Here is a 20,866-nt window from a genome sequence, read left to right as displayed (position 1 = left end):
AGACTGACCCCAGGACCAACGCACACCCCAGCAGGAGCCCACTGAATGTTCTTCCCTATACATGGCCACGGACGCGGCCTTGCCATGGCTGCGGCAGGCGTCACCGTTCTAAGCTTCGACAGTCTGCTGGTCCGCCTGGCGGCGACGGATGGATGGAACATCATTTTCTGGAGAGGCGCCTTGATGGCACTCTCGCTCGGCTTGCTGTGCCTAAGCGGCCGACGGCTGGCAACACTGAAAGAGAATCCCGCCGCGGCCCTGTGCTCCGCCATCACGCTGGCGATCACGTCCAGTCTGTTTGTCCTCGCCGTCATGAACACCAAGGTCGCCAATGTTGTCGTCATACTGAGTGCCGCCCCGCTGTTTGCTGCCATCTTCACGCGTTACTTTCTGCGTGAGGCGGTTGCCATGCGGACCTGGTTAGCGATTTTGGCGGCCATGGCCGGCATGCTGATCGTTTTCGCGGGGTCGCTTTCCAGCGAAGGACTGCTGGGAGATATGTATGCGGTGATCGCGGCGGCGGCTGTCGGGGGCAACCTCACCCTGCTGCGCCGTCACCCGAAGCTCGACAGACTCCCCCTTATCGCCATAGGCGGCGGCCTATCGGCACTGACTGCCTGGCCGATGGCAACCCCATTTGCCCTGACAACTCAAAGCTACGGCGTATTGGCGCTGATGGGGTTATTGCAGATGCCATTGGCCACCGCACTGATCAACAACGCAACCCGCCACCTGCCATCGGCGGAAGTGGCACTGTTCTATTTGATTGAAGCAGTCTTTGGCACGCTGTGGGTCTGGTACTGGCTGGATGAGCAGCCACCACAGGCGACCCTGCTCGGCGGCTCATTGATTCTGTTGACCCTCTTCATCAATGCCTGGTTGGGCTTGCGAGGCACAGCCCGGCGCCTACCTTCTCATCCCTTGTAGCTTGGGACCGGCCACTTGAACGATGGAGTTCGCAAGAGGGGGCTTTGCGAGTCTCAGGCAAAGGTAATCTTTCTCCAAGGACCCGGACCACCGGAAAAGTGAGATTTCGGCCCCGTTACCCCTGATAGCAGGTAATCACCCGATTAAGCGTATTCGGCATGCGGAAAGCAGGCACTCCTCCTGAAGCCTGTTGAGACGATAGCGAAGCTATCCAGCCAACTGAGGTACTCCCAGTCGCCGGTAAACAAGGCCTTGATGATGTCACACTGGAACTGAGCTCCCCTGCTGGTCGTCGCGTTATACCCTGCGCTTGGAGTAATGATGCGTCATAGGCTAGCGCTTAAACACTTCAGAAAAGTGCTTCAAGATACAAGCGTCTACTCGCTGCTGGCAGGCGTCGACAAGCCTGTTCGTTCACCTTATGTGATTGTGGTACTTGGCAGGAAGCCTCTTAAACATGTAAAGAGCTTCAAGCGGCATCAGGAAGGCCCTGCCATGCGGCGCCTAGTCCGAGACACTAACGGCGAGCTAAGCGGCTGCCACTTTCAGTAGCCATGGGCCTCCGTGGCCTGAGGTTTATACCAACGGCCAGCCCGTCCTTGCCCCCGCTTGAGCCTCACGCCATCTGCTGCCGGATGGCGGGGAGGCGCTCTTCGACCAGTGCGACGAAGGCGTCGATCACCGGTCGTCCCGGTGTCGTCGGATAGTGCAACTCCAGCGGCACTGCCCCGAGTGCCGGGCGCAATGGGATAAACCGGCAGCCATCACATTGCAATCGTCGAATGCAGCCGGGCGCGATGGCGATTCCCACCCCAGCCGCGACCTCACTGAGCAGTGTCTGCATCAAGGCTGGCTGGCGCTGGATACGCGGCGAGAAGCCTGCATCGCCGCAGGCACTGATGATCTGGTCGAACAACCCGGTCGCATGCTTGCGCTGAAATAGCACGAAGTCTTCCTGCTCCAGCTCGCTGAGGGCGAGCCTCTTGCGGTGCGCCAGACGATGCCCCTCCGGAACAACCACCATCAGACGATCCTCGTAGACAGGCAGGGCAGCCAAGGCGTTTCGGTGCTCGACGGGGAGCGGACGCGACAGTCCGATGTCAATCTCGTCACGTCCGAATGCATCCAGCTGCTGCTGAGCGCTCTTCTCATTCAAGGTCAGACTCACCTCTGGGTGGGTGGCGGCGAAATCGCGCATCAACCCGGGCACGAAGCTCGCGCAGGCCGAGCTCATATAGCCGATACGCAGCGTGCCGGTCTGGCCGCTGGCTGCCATCGCCACGCGCTTGCGTGCCTGCGCCTCCAATGCCAGCATGCGCTGCGCCTCCTCCAGCAATGCCTCTCCCGGCGCCGTGACACGCACTTCCCGGGTATTGCGCCACAGCAGACTCACGTTCAACTCGGCTTCGAGGTCGGCTATCTGGCGGCTGATAGCGGGCTGCACGGTATGCAGCTCACGTGCAGCGGCCGAGAAGCTTCTGTGCGTCGCCACCGAGACGAAGGTTTTCAGAGCGCGGAGTTCCATGACTGCCCTCGAGGATTACTGATGCTCAGATAGTATAAGTCATATCGACTATCGTCATTTCTACTATAAGTCTGTACTCGTTAATCTGAGGGCCTGCTAAGCCTTCCTCCATCAGCTGTTGCCTTTCGCGTCCCTCATTGCCTCTTACTTGGGTAGGCCGATGCCGCGCATCCGCTGATACGGAAGCCCTGAACACGAGTGGAGCCTATATGACGACATCAACCACTGGACTCGTCGCGCAGGGTGGACGCGAGTCCTCGCCAACTCTCTCTGCCGGTGGCCGTTTCACACTGCTGGCCATTGCCTGCCTGACCATCATGGTCGGAACCGTAGTAGCCCCCGGGCTTCTGAACATCGCCTCTGCCCTGCAGGTGGAAAGTCATGCCAGCTGGCTGATCACCTTGCCATCGTTGGGTGCCGTGATGTTCGCGCCGATTGCCGGGCGCATGATAGATCGCATCGGTGCCTATCCCTCGCTTGTGGGTGGTCTGCTGCTGTATGGGCTGCTGGGAGCGGGCGGGGCGCTGCTGGAGGGCACCGTCGCCGTGTTTGCCGATCGCATCCTGTTGGGTGGCGTGACGGCGGTGGTGATGGCAGGCGGCACCACCCTGATCTCAGAGTGGTATCACGGTCATGCCCGTCTGGCGATGATCGCCCAGCAGGGCATGTCCATCGAGCTTGGTGGGGTGATCTTCTTGCTCGTCAGTGGCGTACTGGCGGGTATCGCCTGGCAGATGCCATTCCTACTCTACCTGCTGGCCTGGGGGCTACTGGCCATGCTGTGGATAATGGTGCCGAGACAGTCCCCATCCGCCCCTGAGGCAGAGCCCGGGCAGAATCAGGCCGCCGCGCCATCATCCTCGCTTCATGGCACCTACCTGGCAGCAGCCATCTCGATGACGCTATTCTTCACGGCCATCGTCATGCTGCCCATGCGCTTGAATCTTCTCGGGCTGGATGAGGCAGCCACCGGTATCTTCCTGGCGGCAATCTCACTGGTCGCGGTGGTGGCCGCAATGCTGATGCCGAAGGTGTCGCGTGCGCTGGGCGAAATGCCGACTCTGGTGCTGGCCTTTCTGCTTTATACCGCCAGCCTGTTCATCTTCCAGCAGGCCGAGAGCATGCCCCTGATGAATGTCGGGGCCTTGCTAGCCGGCTTGGGCTTCGGTTTCTCCATCCCGCTGCTCAATCATATGACGGTGGAACGCAGCCATCCCTCGGTTCGCGGTCGCAATCTCTCCTACCTGACGATGGCGATCTTCCTGGGACAGTTCCTGACGTCCTTCCTGGAACTTGTTCCGGGCGATGGCCGCAATGTCTTCGGAACCGCGGCCGCTCTAGGGCTAGTCTTCACGGTGCTCTACCTAGCCGACAATCTTCTCAAGCGCGACAATCGCAGCGCCTGAGCTATCACAGGTAACACCAGCCCGCTCATGACGAAAGGCATGATGCAAAAGCCCCGCCACCTGACGGCCAGGTGGCGGGGAATTCGGGCCAGCGTCGTGCTCAGCGGTCAAACAGCACCAACAGGCGAAGACACATCACGTCAATCCTGATAGTGCGTGTACTTTTTCGCACTTCCCTTCACCTGGTCAGCGGGGTATTTCTCCGCATTCTTCTCCATCTTCGCCCGGCATGCCGTTTCGATATCCACGTTCAACTTGCCCGCCAGCCGGATCAGATAGAGCTGCACATCGGCAATTTCGTCACGCACTGCGGCCAGTTGCTGCTCGTCCAGCTCCCGGGACTGCGCCTCGGTCAGCCACTGGAAGCACTCCTGTAGCTCAGCCGCCTCTACCGTCAGCGCCATGGCCAGGTTCTTGGGCGAGTGGAACTGGTCCCAGTCGCGCTCGGTGGCGAACTGGTCCATGGCTTCACGGAGCTGCTTGAACGGCTCTGACATCTAGGGCTCACCTGGTTCTGCGGTATCGGATAGCGGTGCGCAGGCCTGCTCTCGAGTTAAGGCATCGGTAACTAGTAGTCCGGTCGTACAGCCCCCTACGAAAGCTACCTGATCGCGTGGTTCATCCCTAAGGGCCTTGGCTATCTGGCGAAACGTGGCGCAGCATGGCTCACAGATCGTCGAACAAGCTCATCGCTTACTCAAGATACTCTGCCAGCCGTTTCACAGCGACCTTGCTCTCACGGGGATGACCAAGTCGAGTGGCATCGACCAGAGCCAACATGGCATACAACTCGCGATCGCAACGCACAGCGTAGGGCGCGCTCTTGAACAGCGGGTCCACGGCCTGACCTTTGCTTTTGCCTCGGGCGTCTGGCCATACCATCGGCAGCTCACCTGAGCTATATAACTGGCCTTCCAGCACTAGCGCGGCAAAGGTCGTCGCAATCCCACGGGTAATTTCACCTGGCTTAGCCGGGAATACGTAGCGCACACCATGCATGATGAAGTTGAACAGAGCCCGGACGTTAGCGCGCGGCACGCCGGTTCGGTGATCCTTGCGAATCAGACCTACCTCCAGACACCTATGAAGGGCAAGGCTAACCTGACTTTTGCTGATGCCGGTTTCCTCGGCTAAGGCCCGCACGCTGTAGCGTGCCTGCAACAGGTCGTCCTCGAGTCCAGGCAAGCTCTCGCGTACTCCGACAAAGTCATCGAGTGCCCAGTCCCTCCAGTCGTCTGGAAGCGCCTTCTCTCCCTTGCCAGCGTGAGTATCGGGGCCGCGGCCATCCTTACGTCTCAAGGCCACCAGCTTCAAAAGCAGACCAATATCTTGACTTTTCATAGTGCCACCACCCTCCACTGTCCCGCGTCCTAGGACATGGGACATGGCTCGAAGAATGGCTACCTAACTGTCAAGGAAAATCGTCCGCTACAGAGGGATGCGCTTGTAAACCGGGGTAGCGTCGGCAAGCCCGAGCTTGACCCCTCGAGAGAACGTTCGGCCTCTAAGTTGCTCTCCAGCCCCTTACATCGTTACAGATAGGCACAGGGCACCAAACGGATCGACTCGGTGGGTACCGTCTCAACGAAGCGCTGGCCTCGCTACCCAAAGGACCCATTCGCATCTCCTGATGGAGGTTGAGCTCTATTAGCCAAGATCGCTCGCGCAGCCAAACGGCGAACGGCATCTGGACCAAAATCCTGACTACCAGCCCACTCGCCTTCCTGCTGTGGGCTCTCCTCCTCCATGAACGAGACAGCTTGTTGGGTCCAGGACGTCATGCTCTGCAACGTTTCAGCGGTCCGTGATCTGACACCAAGCAGAAAAACCCTATACCCTAAGCACGCCATCGTTTTTTTAAATACTAGACCATGACCCTAAAGCAAATACGCTACTTCATCGCCATCGCTGAACTGGGATCCATCTCAGCGGCAGCCCAGGCAGTATTCGTCTCTCAATCGACTCTGACGCTGGCCATCCAGCAGCTCGAGGAAGAGCTCGAAGTGTCGCTATTTTCCCGCAGCGCGAAGGGCATGACGCTAACCCATCAAGGTCATCAGTTCCTGCGCCAGTCGCATCTGATTCAGAGCACTGTAGAAAATGCCAAGAGGAATCTACAGGAAGCGACGCATCAAGAGTCCGGCCAACTGGTCATCGGCGTGACGAGTCTCGTCGCCGGGTACTTCCTGGCCGACCTGTTAACGCGCTTTCAGCTGGCCTACCCGCGCGTCGAGATCACCGTGGTCGAAGACGAGCGGCATTACGTTGAACACCTGCTTGTCAGCGGGGAAATTGACGTCGGTGTGCTGATACTCTCCAACCTGTCCAATCGCCAGGCACTGCAAACCGAAGTACTGGTGCATTCTCCTTACCGTCTCTGGCTACCCGCAAGACACCCTCTTCTAGAGCATGACAGCATCTCTCTCGCTGACGTCGCGGCAGAGGCGCTAATTCAATTGAACGTGGATGAAATGGAGCATAGCGCCCGTGCCTTCTGGCAACGCCTTAGCACGCCCCCGAACATCACCATGCGAACCAGCTCTACCGAGGCAGTACGTAGCCTGGTCGCTGCCGGCCTTGGACTATCGATACAGCCCGATATGACATACCGTCCCTGGTCGCTTGAGGGCGACATCATCGAGGCACGTTCACTGCATGACTTGAACGACACCCTGGACGTTGGCCTTACCTGGCGCAGGGGATCACAGCGTCCAGCCCTCGTTGATGCCTTCCTGTCCGTCGTTCGCGGCGGTCACGGTGACACCAGACGCTGAGTGCACCGGTAACTTCCTCAAGTCCTTCTTGATCCTCGAGCCCACAGAAAAATCGATACCTACCCTCGAAAATAAGAAATTGTCGATACTTTGCTTCCCGCTTAGTCTTGCCGAACTGCGCAAAAGAGCGCGTCGCTGGACTCGGCTCCCATCCTTGCAAGCGAGAATCTCATGACCTCAGTCCCATGCCCTTCGTTCACTACAAAGCTCCTTATCGATGGCTGTCTCGTCGAAGGTGAGGGCCGAGCTGAAAGCATCCATGATCCCACGTCTGGGAAGGTGATCGCTGAGGTCCGGGAAGCCAGCATGGAACAAGTCGAGCAGGCCATCGCCGCTGCAGGTCGCGCCCAGGCAACTTGGTCACGCACGACGCCACAGCAGCGCTCGACAGCTCTACTCGATATTGCCAGCTTGATTCAGGAAAGGGCCTCTTCCCTGGCCCAAATAGAATCACTGAACTGCGGCAAGCCTCTGCATCAGGCACTGAACGACGACCTGAACGCAGCCATCGACGTCTTTCGTTTCTTCGCAGGGGCCGTCCGCTGTCAATATGGGCAACTCAGTGCTGAGTACGTTCCCGGCTATACCAGCATGGTTCAGCGAGCACCACTTGGTGTCGTCGCATCCATCGCCCCATGGAACTATCCACTGATGATGGCGGCGTGGAAGATCGCTCCTGCGCTTGCAGCGGGTAATACCCTAGTGTTCAAGCCATCTGAGCACACGCCACTCTCGATTCTTGAACTGGCCACCCATCTAGAAGGCATACTCCCCGCGGGGTGTCTCAATATCGTCTGTGGTGGTGGTGAAAACGTAGGCAGCCTGCTAGCCCGACACTCCGATATTCGGATGATTTCCCTCACCGGAGACATCGTCACGGGCCAAAAGGTGTTGAAAGAGGCGGTCAATTCACTCAAGCGCACCCACCTTGAGCTTGGTGGCAAAGCTCCCGTCATCGTCTGCGATGATGCTGACCTGGACCTCGTGGTCGAAGGCATCACCCGACACGGCTACTACAATGCCGGGCAGGACTGCACTGCAGCGTGCCGCATCTACGTCCAATCAGGTATTCATGACCGCCTGGTAGAGCGGCTGGGCGACGCCGTCTCACGGCTCCGATTTGCCCAGCGCAACGATCAAGACAACGATATGGGCCCCTTGATCAGCCTACGCCAGCGTGATCGCGTCGCCAGCTTCGTCGAACGGGCATTGACAGAACCCCACGTGGAACGCATTACGGGCGCGGCAATTCCTTCCGGGAGCGGTTTCTTTTACCAGCCAACATTGCTTGCTGGCTGTCTTCAGTCGGATGAAATTGTACAGCGTGAAGTCTTTGGCCCGGTCGTAACAGTCACACGCTTTGATGAAATATCTCAGGCCCTGGATTGGTCGAACGATACCGAATATGGACTTGCCTCCTCCGTCTGGACCACAAACATGGATAAGGCAATGCATCTTGCCAGCCGACTCGAATACGGCTGCACGTGGATCAATACCCATTTCATGCTAGCTACCGAAATGCCTCACGGCGGACTGAAGCGATCCGGCTATGGAAAGGAGCTTTCGAGTGATTCGCTCCAAGACTACAGCGTGGTAAGGCACATCATGGCTAGACATTCCCCACTTGACTGACAACTTCATGGCATGCAAATGCCCGTCCATGCCCCTCGTATAATAACAGCTCTGGAGACACCATGAACTTTCCCTTTGTGCTACCCACTAAAATCGTGATGGAACCGGGCCTGCGCTCACAGGTAGGTCAACACCTTCAGGAAATTCAGTTGACACGCATCCTGATTGTCACTGATCCGGGCATCGAAGCCGCAGGGCTTCTCTCTCCTATTTATGCAAGCCTTGAACATGCGGGAATCAGCTTTAAGGTAACGACTGAGGTTAAGCCCAATCCTCGCAGCGATGATTGTAATCGCATAGCAAACGAGTATCGGGGTGCAGATATCGAAGGCCTTGTGGCGGTAGGGGGTGGCAGCGCTATTGACGCCGCCAAGGCCATCGCGGTCTTGATGACTCATGAAGGAGTTATCGAGGACTATGAAGGCGAGAATACCCTTGTCACCGACCCTCTTCCTCTAGTGGCTATTCCGACTACAGCGGGTACGGGGAGCGAAGTCACCTTTTTCTCGGTGATCACCGATTCTGCACGACAGTATAAAATGAGCCTGCTAGACGTCAGGCTAGCTCCTGAGTTAGCACTACTCGATACGGAGGTCACTGCCCAACTACCTCCGGCAATCGCGGCAGCTACGGGAATGGACGCGTTAACACATGCGATAGAAGCCTACACCGGAAAGATGGCTAACCCCATCAGTGACGCTCTAGCGCTGCACGCCATTCGCCTGATCAGTTCAAACCTTCTCCCTGCGGTAGAAGAACGCGATAACCATGGCGCGCGCGAGCAAATGATGGTCGCCAGCCTGATCGCAGGTATGGCTTTTGGCAATGCAGACATCGCCAGCGTGCACTGCATTTCAGAAGCCATCGGAGGCATGTACGACACTCCTCACGGAGTTGCGAACTCCATTTTCCTGCCCTTTGTCTTCAGACATAACTGTGACGCGGATCTGGAACGGCATTCTCAAGTAGCCTTTGCCCTGGGGGTAGACCCGCAACTCGGCGAAGCAGATGCCGCCAGGGCTGCCGTCGACGTGCTTTTCAACATGAGCCAACGGCTCGGCATCCCGAAATTCTCTGAAGTAGCCGGCGTCCAGGAAGCGGACTTTCATAGCATTGCTGAAAAATCAAAACAGAATATCTCAGACGCTAGTAATGCCAAAGAAATGACGGTCGACAGTTACTTAGACATCATCCGCCAGGCATATAACTACTAGGACGCTTTACTACTGATCAATTAAACGTACACGAAAACACGCTATCTCTCGTCTACCGCTACGAAAAATCGTTGGCGTCCGCTCAGATATTGACCACCAAGATTCCAACATCACTATTTGACGCGGGCGTCACATCTTGAGCTCCTGAATGCAGTGTTTCAATAAAACAACGAGCCCTTCCTTATAATATCCATCACAGTGGAACGACAAAAATGAGCAACGAACTTGTAAGAACTCTCGGCTTCTGGAGAGCTTTCTCCACCTGTACGGGGCTGGTCGTGGCTGGCACCACCATGGTGACACTTGGTTATAGCATGGGCCTGGTGGGCCCAGCGTTTATCGTCAGTGCCTTTATCGCGATGATCGTGAGTATCCTTGTATCTTTTTCCTACTCTGAGCTTTCATCTTTCATGCCCGGAGCGGGGATGATCGGCGACTATACGATGGTAGCCATGGGCCCTTTCATGGCAATTGTCAGCGTTCTTGGCGGCTACATTGTACTGGTGTCGGCTGCCGGAGCCATGGAGTCGATCACTGCAGGGCTCGCGGCACAAAGCTTGGTCCCTGGCATCAGTGCTACGTTCGTCGCGGTCGTTCTCCTGGTGCTCTTCCTTGCCGTGAACCTGGTGGGAGTCGGGGTATTCGGCTCCGTCCAGGTATTCACAACCGGCTCCATGATCATAGGTACATCAGTCATGGGTGTACTGGGTTTGATGGAATGGGGTACTCACACAGATCCCACTCAGGTTCCGTTCAACCCTAAAGGGTGGGAAGTCGTACTTCAGTCATTAGCACTCGGTATCTGGCTATTCGTTGGCATCGAGTACGTCGCTCCCATGGCGGAAGAAGTCAAAGAGCCGGAAAAGACGATTCCCAAGGCCATGTTGTTTGGCCTTCTGACCATCTTTGTCGCTGATATGTTGTTCGGCCAAGCTATCGCACGTTACGTTCCCCTCGACGTGCTCGAATCTTCTACTGCTCCTCAGGTAGATGGGGCCGGGGCGCTGTTCGGGCAGGCTGGAAAGATCTTTATGGTCATGATTACGGTGCTCGCCAGTGCCAGCTCCATCAACTCGCACATGGCTGCTGTACCTCGCATGCTCTACGGCCTTGCCAGAGAGGGCTTACTGCCTCGAGCTTTCACCTATGTCCACCCCCGCTTCCGTACTCCTTGGGTAGGCATTTTTAGCGTATTTCTTCTACTGTGCATCCCCTTCATGCTGAGCATCAGCATGGACCTTATCGCTACCATGATTTTGGCGTCCTGCGTGACATGGCTGCTCTCCTACGTTATTGCCCAGATCAACGTCATGATCCTGCGTAAGCGGTATCCCAATGTACATCGGCCCTTCTCGACCCCCTTCTTTCCGATTCCCCAAATAGTGGGTATCGCGGCCTGTATCTACATGATCGTTACCATTCATCCCGAAGGAGCGATGAAAGCCCAGATCTACGCGATCGCAGGGGGCTTCATGACCATTATCATTGTCTACGCAGTGGCTTGGTTAAAGTTCAAGAAGATTCCATTGTTCACACCGACGCCTTTGGGATCACTATACGCCCAACACAATACCACCAGTCCCGAAGACAGCGCTCCAGTGACTGAGGCTTCCGCTCGATGAGACTCTTCTCCAACATCGAAACGCGCGCAAACATGGCGTTCGAACTCATGGCCAAGCAACTAGGTTGCAGCGAACGTATCGGCCCTATGAGCCGATCGGGAAGCTTCGATGGTGGCGATATGATCTTGCGCTACGTCGAGAAGCGCCGTTTCTTTTCTAGAATCTACAAGCTAGGCATCACCCTGAAGATTGACAACCTTGAGGCGCCTCTCGGTGAAGCGTACTGGAGAAAGGGAACGCAATGGTCTGGTGAGCAGGCTGCCAGTGACTGGCTTGCTCAGCATCCCCAGCTGTCAACGCTGTCATCGCTGATTGATATTGAAATGGCAACTTACCGGCGGGGAGTCTCTGACTCCAGTGCAACCGTGCATTTAGTCACACTACCAGGTTGCTTTATTTGGACGCTCGTCCCGCCCATGCACTACTTCGTTAAACTCAATGGCAAAGAGATCGAAGGGCTTAGCCGCTTGCTTGGTCAACGCCTTGATACCACTCTCGCGTAAGGATATTCCATGGATTACTCGCTATTGATCAACGGCACTTTATGTCAAGGTAAAGGCGCTCCTCTGGACGTTCTTGATCCTACCAATCATGAAGTCCTGTGCACGCTTAATGAGGCAACTGCTGAGCAGGTTGAGGAAGCCGTAACAGCTGCTGATGCAGCATTCACCAGCTGGTCGCTGACGACACCAGCATTTCGCGCTACCAAGCTGCTGGCACTGGCTGACTGGATTGATTCTCACCAAGAAATGCTAGCCCGATTGGAGTCAGACAACTGCGGAAAGCCTTATCGGCAGGCTCTTGAAGACGAGATTCCAGGTGCCTCTGATGTCTTTCGTTTCTTCGCCGGCGCGGTAAGGTGCATGAGTGCGTCTGCTGCAGGTGAGTACATGGAGGGGCATACCTCCATGATCCGCAGAGACCCACTGGGAGTAGTGGCATCCATCGCACCTTGGAACTATCCGCTGATGATGGCGTCATGGAAGCTTGCTCCGGCCCTTGCTGCGGGTAATACCGTAGTACTCAAGCCGTCCGAGCACACTCCTTTGACGAGCCTGGCACTCGCCAGTGCCATGGCCGACATCTTTCCACCAGGGGTCGTCAATGTGGTCCATGGACGAGGCAACACGGTCGGCGAACCCCTGACAGGTCATCCTAAGGTACGCATGGTATCTCTGACCGGCTCAGTAGGTACGGGCAGTGCTATCGTTTCGTCTACTGCAGACAGCGTGAAGCGCATGCATATGGAGCTAGGGGGCAAAGCGCCGGTACTGATCTTTGACGACGCTGACCTTGATGATGCAGTGGAAGGCATCCGCAACTTCGCCTTCTATAATGCTGGCCAGGACTGTACCGCCGCCTGCCGCCTATATGTCCAACGAAACGTCTATGAAGACTTTGTGTCCCGCTTGAAAGACGCGGTGGGCCAGATCAAGGTCGGTTCCCAGGATGAAGAAGACGTCGAAATGGGCCCCCTGATCACTGCAGACCACCTGAAGCGCGTACAAGGTTTTGTAGAGCGAGCTGCAGCCGTGCCGCATATTGAAGTGGTCAGCGGCGGGACGGCCCTCGACCGATCTGGCAATTTCTTCGCCCCAACCATTATCGCGGGTGCACGCCAAGACGACGAAATTGTACAGCGCGAAGTATTCGGCCCAGTGGTCTCCGTGACCCCGTTCGAAGAAGAAGAGCAGGTGCTAGCCTGGGCCAATGATTCCGACTATGGCCTCGCCTCTTCTGTATGGACCCAGGACATCGGGCGCGCCCATCGCCTCTCGAGCCGGCTGCAATACGGCTGCACTTGGGTGAATACGCACTTCATGCTGGTCAGCGAAATGCCGCACGGCGGCCAGAAGCTATCTGGATATGGCAAGGATATGTCGATGTACGGTCTTGAAGACTACACCTGTGTCAGACATGTCATGATCAAGCACTGACGGAGCTATTCGAATCACGTCAGGCGGAGTGATCATCCGCCTGACGTCTTCTCCGCTGTAAAGCACAGCAGCACTAGACGATGCGACAGGGAGCAACACCTTTCGCCCCGCCCTCCCTTCGCAAGCCGCACCGTCGCCTGCACCTGGCTGCCCACTCAGCGGATCTCGGGCACGTCCTCTACGTACCCTCTGAAGGTGGCCGTAACAACCTTGTCGCCAAACCGTCCCATCTATCGCGAAACGGGGCTCTCGACCGTCATCGAAAGCAGCAGGGAAGAGAGTGTCTTACCGTGGCCATCCAGGTTGAGCGAGCCATTTACGCCGCCTTGAAGGACGTCTTCCAGGACAAGATTGATCCCGGCAAGGTTTGGCATGGGATAGCGTTTCACCCCGGTGACACCACGATGAGCGAAGAGCTGATACACCCCCTCCTCCGTTACCTGATCCAGTAGCCAGCGGTAGTGCTCGTCCTTGTAGACGAAAACGGCCAGGTTCAGTCGGTCGCCCTTATCGCCAGCGCGAGCATGGGCAAAGTGATAAAGAGACCGTCGTTCACTAGACATATCCTCAACTCCCATTGCGGATGCTGACGCTGGGTGTGACATCTTGGCGGCGAACCAGGTACGAGGCCGTCTTGAGCCGGCGGTTCAGGTGTCGACGCACACCGCCACCTGCAGCGGGGCCGCAGCAATACAGCGCCAGCAACTCCTGTGTCGCGAGCTCAACCGCCGCACGTTGTTTATGCTCCACCGCCAGACGCAGCCGAATATCCTCGGAGGAGCTTCCTGGACTGTCTCGCCACACTGCCGCATCACCGTCGAACACGCTGGAAATACCAATGACATCGAAGCGAGTCCTCATGTCAGCGGGGCAGCGCGTTGCCAACCGCCGCTGCAACGTATCCTGGGCGAGCTTTGCTCGAGCCATTGCGTTAGGCCCGGCATAGGAAATTTCCGCTTCCCCTTGATAACCATCCAGAAAGCTGACGGTCGTCTTGAGCCTATCCGGGGCTGGATGCCCTCGCACCCCTTTGACCGATACCCGATCACGGCCCACTTGCCGCACCTCAACGCCCGTCAAGTCCACCACCACATCCGGTGTCACATAGCCGGCGGGATCATGAATTTCGTAAAGAAGCTGCTCCTTGACCGTCTGCTCCGTCACTAAGCCTCCGGTACCTGGAGGTTTCGTCACTATCAGACTGCCATCACGTTCTACCTCGACGATGGGATATCCCAGGCAGTGCATGCCTTGAACATCCTTGACCCCGGGATCGGCAAAGTACCCTCCTGTCACCTGTGCACCACACTCAATCAGGTGGCCCGCCAAGGTCCCGGCGGCGATCCGGTCCCAGTCATCACGCGCCCATCCGTGGTGGTAGCGCAGAGGGGCCAGGGCCAAGGCGGGATCGGCAACACGTCCAGTGACCACCACCTGTGCCTCCTGCGCCAGTGCCTCGACCAAAGCATCCGCCCCCAGGTACACATTGGCCGCCACCACGTCGTTGCTGTCTGGCAGCTCGCGGTGCTCGCCCTCCCACGGCTGCCAGTCAAGCGAGTGAATCTGCTGGCGAACGTCATCCCCCTGAATCACCGCGATGCGGGCATCCTTGACGCCAGCCCGTTGCGCCATCGCTGCCACTTGGTCACCTGCGGCTTCCGGGTTTGCCGCACCGAAGTTTCCCAGCACGGTGATGGCATTGCGCAAACAATCACCCAGCACGGGGGCAAGAAATGCCTCCAGCAAAGGCTCTACCCCTCTGCTGGGGTCTTGCAGACGCGCCAACTGAGCGGCCGCCAGGGTTCGCTCTCCCAGCGTTTCGAACATCAGGGCACGCGGCGCATCATAGTGCAGCAGAGCTTCCACCAGTGGCCCCGCCGCGTCGGTACGGTCACCCGAGAAACCCGCCCCACAGCCTACGACAACGGTCATGCGAGCCTCCCGTATCTCACCAAGGGCAAACCAAGGAATTCTCTCACCTGACGAGGCTTCATGATGCTGCGGCCGCTGGCTTCAATCCGCTCGCGCGTCAAGCGCACCAACTCCGCATTGTCTTTCACCAGCGTGCCATCGGGGCGCCAGAGGTTGTTCTCGAAACCCACACGGGCATGCCCACCGTGCGCTGCTGCCAACCCCATGCACTCGGCTTCCGTCGGCCCAAAGGCGCAGACGGCCCACCTATCACCCGGTGTCAGGGCTTTCAGGAATTCGGGCAGGCGAGCCGGATCCGCCACCGGCGGTGTCTCATAACGTCCCAGGACAAATAGCAGAAAGCTCTTGCCGGATGGCAAGACCCCAGTATCGCGAAGCTGGTTGAAGTGGAGCAGGTCCTCAACGGAGTAGAGGATGTATTGCACACTGCCCCCCTCGGCCTGAAGGTTACGGCAAACGGCGCCACTCGCTGCGACCTCCTGAGGGTCGCCAAACAGCTCGCGTACGGCTACCGAGACGGATTCAGGACGAAGCTCTTCCAGCAGTTTCCTCTGGGCCTGTGGTTCATAACGCCCACCCGCCTCGCTGGTGACTTGCAGCACCATGTCATCGCCGACAGCTGCACGGATCATGCCCAGCGCGTCTCGATAGGCAGCCACATCCAATAGATGACGGCCATCAGGTTCACGCACGTGCAAGTGCACCATGGCCGCCCCCGCATCACGGCAGGCAAGCGCATCGGCGGCCAGCGCCTCTGGCGTCAGCGGGATTTGCGGGTGATCGACCCGGGTACGTCGAGCGCCGTTGGGGGCGACCATCAACAAGCAAGGTGATGTCATGACTTCACCTCCGCGGGCTGATCTGCGGGCTGGTGTGCGGGCGGTTGTGCAGACTGAGGTGCAGCCTCGATGGCTTGCTGCAGCGCCACCAACTGGGCATCACGCTGAGCAGAAAGTTCGCTCAGTGACTGACCGCAAGCCGCCTGTTCGACACCAGCGACGACACGACTCTTGAGCGCCTCATCCACCGTCGGGGAGCCAAGACTGGCCCAGCGATATTGCTGACTCGGGCCCAGGTGCTCTAAGTAGTGCTTGATCCCACCCTTTCCCCCCCCCAGGTGATATGTCAGAAAAGGGCCCTGTATCGCCCAGCGCATTCCCGGGCCCGCGGTCACCGCCCGGTCGATGTCTTCGACACTGGCGACCCCTTCCTGCAGCAGGTATAGCGCCTCGCGCCACACCGCAGACGTCAGACGGTTAGCGATGTGCCCCACCATTTCCTTCTTCATCACCACGGGCTGCTTGCCGATGCCTCGGTAAAAGGTGGCGAGCCTGTCGACAACCTCTGCATCCGTCCCGTAGAGCTCGACAAGCGGCACCAGATGGGGAGGGTTGAAGGGATGAGCAATCGCGATTCGCGACGGTTCCGGTGCATCCAAGGCAATATCGGAGTGCTGCATCGACGACGTGCTGCTGACGATCAACGCCGACGGGGGGGCCAGCCGTTGAATGTCCGCCAGCAGCCTACGCTTCATCTCTGCCGACTCCGGCGCATTCTCCACCACCAGGTCCGCTTGCTCGACGGCCTCAGCTATAACGCCACATACCTTGGGCTCACGTGGAGCGCACCCCAGTATTTCCATGTCGGCAGCCACAAGATCTGCAAAAGCGGCTCTTGCAGAAGCGTCCGGGTCATACGCACTGACCTCTAACCCACGCGAAAGGAAATAGGCGGCCCAACAGATGCCAATCGTGCCGCATCCCACTATCGCAATGCGCGTTATCACAGACTCGGAATCGTTCATCATGATGCTCCCTGCAGCTGGTTACGACGTGCCACATTCCAAGCCCAGCCATACAGGGCAAACAGCCCGATGACGCCAACCAAGCCCGGAGCCAGGCCCGGCAAGACCGCTAGAATGCCGACGATGAGGAGAATGGCGGCATCCAGCCAGCGACGCCCTGTCAATCGGGCTCCACCCAAGGCTCCGGCGAAGGCCAGGACAAACGCCAGGGCTCGCAGGGCTGCGGTGGTGATTTCCCACGCACCGCCCATGCCAATCAATGCGGGGTAGGCCAGAATCAGGAAGGGAATAATGTAGGTGGCGGCGCCAAGGCGTACGGCATGACCGGCCACATTCAACCATCCCGCCTGAGCGATGCCTGCCGCGACGAAAACCGCGATACACACCGGCGGGGTAATCACCGAGATCGTCGCAAAATAGAAGACAAAGAGATGGGCGACCAGCGGCTCAACGCCCATACGCGTCAAGGCCGGCGCCAGAACAGCGGCCACCAGGACATACGCCGCGGTGGTGGGAATACCCATCCCCATGATGAGACAGATAACGGCAACGATCAGCGCCACGAGGAAAAGCTGCTCGCCGGCCACGCTCACCACCAGGGTGGATAGCGTCACTCCGATACCGGTCATGTTGAGCATGGCGACGAGGATCTGAGCCCCTGCCAGCAGGACACCGATGATGACCATGCCCTTGCCAGCGTCTTCGAGCCCAGTCATGAGCATCCGCATCATCTGCGCGGGGGGTGTGCGGTCCAGCATGCCGAAGGTCACATAGCACAGCAGTAGCGACGCTATGCCCAGAAATGCGGAGTACTGGATGGAGTAGCCCGTCAGTACGCCACCAAACAGGCCGCCCAAGGCCGCCAGAATGGGCACAATTCGTCTGAACTGCAGTACATCCGGCCAGCGTGGCAAGTCGGCCTCGGGCACCAACGGCAGCGCACGCCGCACCGCCACCACGTGAATGGTAAAAAACACTGCCACATAGAAGAGAGCGGCAGGCAGCAGCGCCGCCAGAGCGATAGTGACGTAGCTTACGCCCAGGATCTCGGCCATGATGAATGCGGCGGCTCCCAGAATGGGCGGTGCAATTTGACCACCCGTCGAGGCCACCGACTCGACGCCTCCGGCGAAAGCGGCGGGATACTTCAAGCGCTTCATCATCGGAATCGTGAAGTTGCCTGTGGTCGCGACATTGGCCACTGCACTACCACTCACCATGGCAAACAGGCTCGACGCGACCGTGGCAATCTTGGCTGCTCCGCCTTGGCTTCGGCCTCCGATGCGCATCGACAGATCAATGAAGGTCTGGCCCCCTCCCGTATGCAGCAGCAATGATCCGAACAAGACGAACGCAGCGATCGTGGTCGCCGCGACACCAAGCAGCATGCCCCAGACTCCCAAGTCACCAAGGAAAAGCGTTTCGGTCACAAAAGCGGTGTCGAAACCTCGATGACTCAATGGGCCAGACAGCAGATTGCCGAACAGCGCATAGGCAATGCCAAGCGCTACCAGCATGGGAAAAATCCAGCCGATGGCACGCCGTGCGACTTCCAGGATGGTGAGCACCAGCGTCGCTGCCATGAGCTTGTCCTGGGTGGTCGCCCAGGGCAGCGTCGACAGGATCTCGTCTGCCTTTACCGTGACGTAGAGACAGGAAGTGATGGCACCAATGGCAAGCATGACATCAACGATGATCCCTACTGGACGCCATGACTTGCCTGCGCCCAGAGGGAAGCTGAGAAGGCCCAGTCCAATCACCAGCGCAAGAAAAACGCTTCGATGTACCAGGCTATCGAATGGCCCTGTTGCCGAGGTGTAGAAAATGAAGCCACCGAGAACCAGGGCGACCAACATCAAGCTTTTATTACGCATGGGACCGGGCTCCTGAGATTATTCCACCGGCTGCAGGTGGTCAGGAATCTCGTAGCCCTGCTCTTCGAAATAGCGAGCGGCGCCTGGATGGAAGGGAACCGTGCCGCTTTCCAACGTGAGTTCGGCGATGTCCACATTCGCCAGGTTGGCCAATGCGCTCACCTGCGGATCTGGGTTCTCCATGACCGCCTTGACGATGTCATACGCCATCTGCTCATCCAGGTCCGGCGACGAATGCATGGCGAGGCCGAAGCTCCAGGTGGTGTAGGCAGGCATACCTTCGGCCGCGCCCTCTGGAATATCTACCACGGAGATGTCAGGCATCTGCTCCCGCAGGGTGTTCGCCTGATCCTCGTCCAGTGACAACACCTGAATCGGCGTAAAGGTGGCGACGTCCATGGAGGATCCGTCGAGCTTGTTGCCAACCCCGGACTTGACGTAACCGGCAATGCGGTTGTCCTTCACACCGGCCACGACGTCGGTGGTGGAGCCTCGCACGTAGTCGGGTGAGATGCCCAAGGTCTCCATGACGGCCAGTGTTGTCGCCTCGGTAGCCGACCCGGTAATGCCTGGGTTGAGCCCCACCCCGTTCAGGTCGGTCAACGACGACACCCCGGCGTCCTCGCGCATGACCACATTCTGCGGGGCTGCTGAATACACCCACAGCAGACGGTTATCTACCGGCCGATCAGCAAACTCACCTTCGCCCGAGTAGGCGTGATAGCCCACATTGGTGGTGACAAGCCCCATATCGAGCTGGCCGCGAAGAATCCGGCGGAGATTGTCGACGGTGGCTCCCGTTTCGACGACCGATGCGCGAACCCCTTCGACTTTCTGGTTGATGATCTGGCCGACGGCCACGAAATAGCCGTACTGGCTGGAGGAGGTAGAGGTGGAGCCGATAAGCAGCTGATCTTCTGCCTGGGCAGCAGCGGACATCAGGCCGGCACTGAGGATGGCAGCCAGCAGCGGCGTCTTGTATGAGGACATGGCGTAGCTCTCTCTGGTGTTATCTATTATTGGCGTCCAGTAGACGAGTGTCTTGCGACCTCCACACCTTGGAAAGAATGCCGGTATTTGTCTAATATATTTAACCGAACGAGACTTTTACTTTTTTTATGCAACCATCCATCCGTCAGTTGAAGGCATTTGTGGCCGTCGCAGAACACGGCAGTTTCATAGAGGCCTCCGAACGCCTGCACCTCTCTCAACCGGCCTTGAGCATTGCCATCCGCAAGCTTGAGGAGTCGGTCGGGGGCATGCTCTTCAACCGCTCGCCCAGGGGGATCCAGCTGACCCCGGAAGGTCGCTATTTTCTGCCTACCGCAAGGCGCCTGATCAGTGACTGGGACGAAGCCCTGGGAGATATCGGCGAACTCTTCAACAAGGAACGCGGCAAGGTGACGCTAGCCGCCCTTCCGACCCTCGCGGCCGGCTTCCTCCCTGCCGTCTTGGCGGACTACCGGCGGCAGTACCCAAACATCGCCATCAACGTCCATGATGTCCTGGCCAACCAGGTGGATGAACTCGTCAGGGACCAGCGAGCGGATATCGGCTTTTCGGTGAAGCCCAGCGGGGCGGAGGCCATACATTTCGAATCGCTGGTGGACGACCACTTCGTTGCGGTCTGCCCCCATGGACATCCCCTGCTGAACCAGGACGAGGTGAAGTGGGAGGAGTTGATCGCCTATCCGGTCATCGCCCTTAGCCGGCTTTCGAGCACCCGGCAGGCCATCGACGAGGTGTTGCAACACCTCGATGCGGAGATGGACGTCATGTGCGAAGTCAGTCAGATCGGCACAGCAGGACGCATGGTCGCAGCCGGACAAGGCGTCGCCGCCCTACCCTCCCTCAGCTTTAAACAAATCTCGTCTGAGGGGCTCGAGTGGCGCCCACTGACCCACCCCACCGTTCCACGCACGCTGGGAATCATCACACCGGCGCGCTCGTTACAGTCCGCCGCTGCCACCGCCATGCTGGAAGTCGTGAGAAAGCACGCGCTGACGCTTAATCCGCTGGAAATTCAATAGTCGAGACGAAGGCTTCCCCCATCTCGCCACATCGCTAATAGCCAATAGCCACAGGTAGGGGAACTGCCCCAGGCCAGCTTTCACCCGCAATGCCAGACGGTGTTGATGGCGCACCGCCGTGGCCTATCGAGGAATTCTCATCGACTCTAGGTAGAAGAAACGACGCATGTCGTGGCTTCACCCTAGCGT

The 20,866-nt window shown here is 58.2% G+C and carries 18 protein-coding genes; 9 read left to right on the top strand and 9 right to left on the bottom strand.

Annotation, left to right across the window (positions count from 1 at the left end):
• Positions 1 to 45 precede the first annotated feature (45 nt).
• The gene (locus KUV41_RS07880) at positions 46 to 927 is read left to right on the top strand and encodes a DMT family transporter (RefSeq protein ID WP_222485460.1); all 882 of its coding nucleotides are present in this window, start codon (positions 46 to 48) and stop codon (positions 925 to 927) included.
• A 616-nt stretch (positions 928 to 1,543) separates the two neighbouring features.
• Here the strand turns inward: KUV41_RS07880 and KUV41_RS07875 are convergent.
• On the bottom strand, positions 1,544 to 2,452 hold the full coding sequence (locus KUV41_RS07875) for a LysR family transcriptional regulator (RefSeq protein ID WP_222485458.1): 909 nt from the start codon (positions 2,450 to 2,452) through the stop codon (positions 1,544 to 1,546).
• A 209-nt stretch (positions 2,453 to 2,661) separates the two neighbouring features.
• Here KUV41_RS07875 and KUV41_RS07870 point away from each other — a divergent pair, with 209 nt between their 5' ends.
• A complete protein-coding gene (locus tag KUV41_RS07870) occupies positions 2,662 to 3,858 on the top strand; it encodes an MFS transporter (protein WP_222485456.1) in 1,197 nt (398 codons plus the stop codon).
• A 140-nt stretch (positions 3,859 to 3,998) separates the two neighbouring features.
• Here the strand turns inward: KUV41_RS07870 and KUV41_RS07865 are convergent, their stop codons facing one another.
• Entirely contained in the window at positions 3,999 to 4,355 is a 357-nt protein-coding gene (locus KUV41_RS07865) for a nucleotide pyrophosphohydrolase (RefSeq protein WP_222485454.1), read from the bottom strand.
• 196 nt (positions 4,356 to 4,551) lie between these two features.
• Complete coding sequence (locus tag KUV41_RS07860; protein WP_222485452.1) at positions 4,552 to 5,199, bottom strand: MarR family transcriptional regulator; 648 nt, start codon at positions 5,197 to 5,199, stop codon at positions 4,552 to 4,554.
• Positions 5,200 to 5,729: 530 nt separating this feature from the next.
• On the opposite strand from KUV41_RS07860, the gene KUV41_RS07855 reads away from it, so the two are divergent.
• From KUV41_RS07855 to KUV41_RS07830, 6 genes are all read left to right on the top strand, one after another.
• Entirely contained in the window at positions 5,730 to 6,632 is a 903-nt protein-coding gene (locus KUV41_RS07855; protein ID WP_206943087.1) for a LysR family transcriptional regulator, read from the top strand.
• A gap of 171 nt (positions 6,633 to 6,803) precedes the next feature.
• Positions 6,804 to 8,264: a gamma-aminobutyraldehyde dehydrogenase gene (locus KUV41_RS07850; RefSeq protein ID WP_222485450.1), complete on the top strand. Its 1,461-nt coding sequence runs from the start codon at positions 6,804 to 6,806 to the stop codon at positions 8,262 to 8,264.
• A 62-nt stretch (positions 8,265 to 8,326) separates the two neighbouring features.
• Positions 8,327 to 9,478: an iron-containing alcohol dehydrogenase gene (locus KUV41_RS07845; RefSeq protein ID WP_222485448.1), complete on the top strand. Its 1,152-nt coding sequence runs from the start codon at positions 8,327 to 8,329 to the stop codon at positions 9,476 to 9,478.
• A gap of 212 nt (positions 9,479 to 9,690) precedes the next feature.
• Positions 9,691 to 11,100 (top strand): APC family permease, encoded by a 1,410-nt coding sequence (locus tag KUV41_RS07840; RefSeq protein ID WP_222161813.1) that lies wholly within the window; start codon positions 9,691 to 9,693, stop codon positions 11,098 to 11,100.
• 32 nt (positions 11,101 to 11,132) lie between these two features.
• Positions 11,133 to 11,603 (top strand): hypothetical protein, encoded by a 471-nt coding sequence (locus tag KUV41_RS07835; RefSeq protein ID WP_222485446.1) that lies wholly within the window; start codon positions 11,133 to 11,135, stop codon positions 11,601 to 11,603.
• Between the two features lie 9 nt (positions 11,604 to 11,612).
• Positions 11,613 to 13,037, top strand: coding sequence for a gamma-aminobutyraldehyde dehydrogenase (locus KUV41_RS07830; RefSeq protein WP_222485444.1), 1,425 nt, complete (start codon positions 11,613 to 11,615; stop codon positions 13,035 to 13,037).
• A gap of 230 nt (positions 13,038 to 13,267) precedes the next feature.
• Here KUV41_RS07830 and KUV41_RS07825 read toward each other — a convergent pair whose 3' ends face one another.
• From KUV41_RS07825 to KUV41_RS07800, 6 genes are read right to left on the bottom strand one after another with little or no spacing between them, the layout of a single operon-like run.
• Positions 13,268 to 13,600, bottom strand: a complete 333-nt coding sequence (locus tag KUV41_RS07825) for a hypothetical protein (protein WP_261395954.1) — start codon at positions 13,598 to 13,600, stop codon at positions 13,268 to 13,270.
• Between the two features lie 4 nt (positions 13,601 to 13,604).
• Positions 13,605 to 14,969 (bottom strand): acyclic terpene utilization AtuA family protein, encoded by a 1,365-nt coding sequence (locus KUV41_RS07820; protein WP_222485440.1) that lies wholly within the window; start codon positions 14,967 to 14,969, stop codon positions 13,605 to 13,607.
• Entirely contained in the window at positions 14,966 to 15,808 is an 843-nt protein-coding gene (locus KUV41_RS07815; RefSeq protein ID WP_222485438.1) for a 3-keto-5-aminohexanoate cleavage protein, read from the bottom strand. Before KUV41_RS07815 ends, KUV41_RS07820 begins: the two co-directional genes overlap by 4 nt.
• Positions 15,805 to 16,773 (bottom strand): 3-hydroxyacyl-CoA dehydrogenase NAD-binding domain-containing protein, encoded by a 969-nt coding sequence (locus KUV41_RS07810; RefSeq protein WP_261395985.1) that lies wholly within the window; start codon positions 16,771 to 16,773, stop codon positions 15,805 to 15,807. The genes KUV41_RS07815 and KUV41_RS07810 overlap by 4 nt, the downstream gene beginning before the upstream one ends.
• Complete coding sequence (locus KUV41_RS07805; RefSeq protein WP_222485434.1) at positions 16,773 to 18,647, bottom strand: TRAP transporter permease; 1,875 nt, start codon at positions 18,645 to 18,647, stop codon at positions 16,773 to 16,775. Before KUV41_RS07805 ends, KUV41_RS07810 begins: the two co-directional genes overlap by 1 nt.
• Positions 18,648 to 18,665: 18 nt before the next feature.
• Positions 18,666 to 19,637, bottom strand: a complete 972-nt coding sequence (locus KUV41_RS07800; protein WP_206943105.1) for a TAXI family TRAP transporter solute-binding subunit — start codon at positions 19,635 to 19,637, stop codon at positions 18,666 to 18,668.
• 128 nt (positions 19,638 to 19,765) lie between these two features.
• Between KUV41_RS07800 and KUV41_RS07795 the strand changes: the two genes are divergently transcribed.
• Complete coding sequence (locus KUV41_RS07795) at positions 19,766 to 20,677, top strand: LysR family transcriptional regulator (RefSeq protein WP_222485432.1); 912 nt, start codon at positions 19,766 to 19,768, stop codon at positions 20,675 to 20,677.
• Positions 20,678 to 20,866 lie beyond the last annotated feature (189 nt).

Source organism: Halomonas sp. DP8Y7-1, assembly GCF_019801685.1.
Lineage (GTDB): Bacteria > Pseudomonadota > Gammaproteobacteria > Pseudomonadales > Halomonadaceae > Halomonas > Halomonas litopenaei_A.
Note: the sequence above shows the minus strand (reverse complement) of the source record. Positions and strands in the feature narration are given on the sequence as shown.